The organism is Nocardia sp. NPDC059236, from assembly GCF_042754085.1.
In the GTDB taxonomy this organism is placed as follows: Bacteria; Actinomycetota; Actinomycetes; order Mycobacteriales; family Mycobacteriaceae; genus Nocardia.
On the sequence record NZ_JBHZAF010000114.1, the window covers coordinates 1 to 1,065 of the forward strand.

The 1,065-nt window shown below is 75.2% G+C and carries 1 protein-coding gene; it reads right to left on the minus strand.

All coding sequences use genetic code 11. The features are described from left to right. On the minus strand, window positions 1-953 hold a 953-nt coding region (locus ACFXIV_RS48290; RefSeq protein ID WP_379421588.1), incomplete at its 3' end, for a hypothetical protein. Between the last annotated feature and the right edge of the window lie 112 nt (window positions 954-1,065).

Sequence of the window (1,065 nt, forward strand, 5' to 3'; positions counted from 1 at the left end):
AGCACCGCACGACAGCGCACGCACAAGCCACTGCTGCCGACCGCGGTCCGTTCCTCCGGGCACCCCGCACCATCCGCACCAGGACACCGGACCGGCTCCGCACCAGTGCACTGGTCCGGCCTTCGAGGGCCTTGCGAGGGAAGGTGAAGCTCGCCCCGGTGGCCCCGGCGATCGGGGCTTGCAGTCAGACCAGCTCGAATTCCGCGAGCAGTTTTCTCGGCGCCGGTCTGCTCGGCACCCGTCTGCTCGACCCCGGTCTGCTCGGCACCCGTCTCGCGCCCCGCCGTCCGGGCGCGACGGACCTCCTCAAGTGCGGCCAGGCGCGCGGCCAGCTCCTGGCCGGCCGGGGAGGCTCCCGCCGCAGCGGCGTCCGTGCGAGCCCGCGCGACCGCCAGCTCCACCTTGGCGCGTACCTCCGCGATCGGGGTGCCGGGCACCGCCGCCCAGTTCCGGACGGCCGCGTCGATCAGCTCGGCGACTTCCTCGCCGACCGCCCTCGCTCGGCGTACGCACTCCTCACACCGTTCCCCGTCCGCGCCCAGTGCGGCGCCGCAGGAGGCACACGAGGCAGGCACGGCCTGCTGCGCCCTCCCCTGACGGTGCGCCGGTCCGGCCCGCCGGTCCTTCTCGCGCTCTGCGCACGCCCGGCACGCCGCCCCGTCCTCCAGCCGGCCGTCCTCACACCCCGGGTCCGGACACGGCCCTGCCTTGACCAGGGCCACCGCCGCGCCCACTGGCCTCCTGAGCGCGCCCTCGGCCAGCAGCCGCCCGTATCCGTGCGAGATCCACCGACGCCGTACGCGGTCGGCCAGCCTGTGCGGACTCGCAGTACGCAGCTCCCGCTCGATGGAGTTGACCAGGGCGCGGGGCCGATCCGTGCCTGCCGCGGCCCGCAGCGCCTCCCGGAAGTCGCCAGGGAAGGCCAGCAGCACCTCCTGCACCTGGCTGCTCACGAGAAACGACCCACCGGAGGCCGGGCTCGCAGCCGTTGAGCCCTCGACCGCGCTGCCGACGGCCGACCGTTCCCGCACGCCGCTGCCCGCAGTCGGCTCGCGGCGCTCGGCA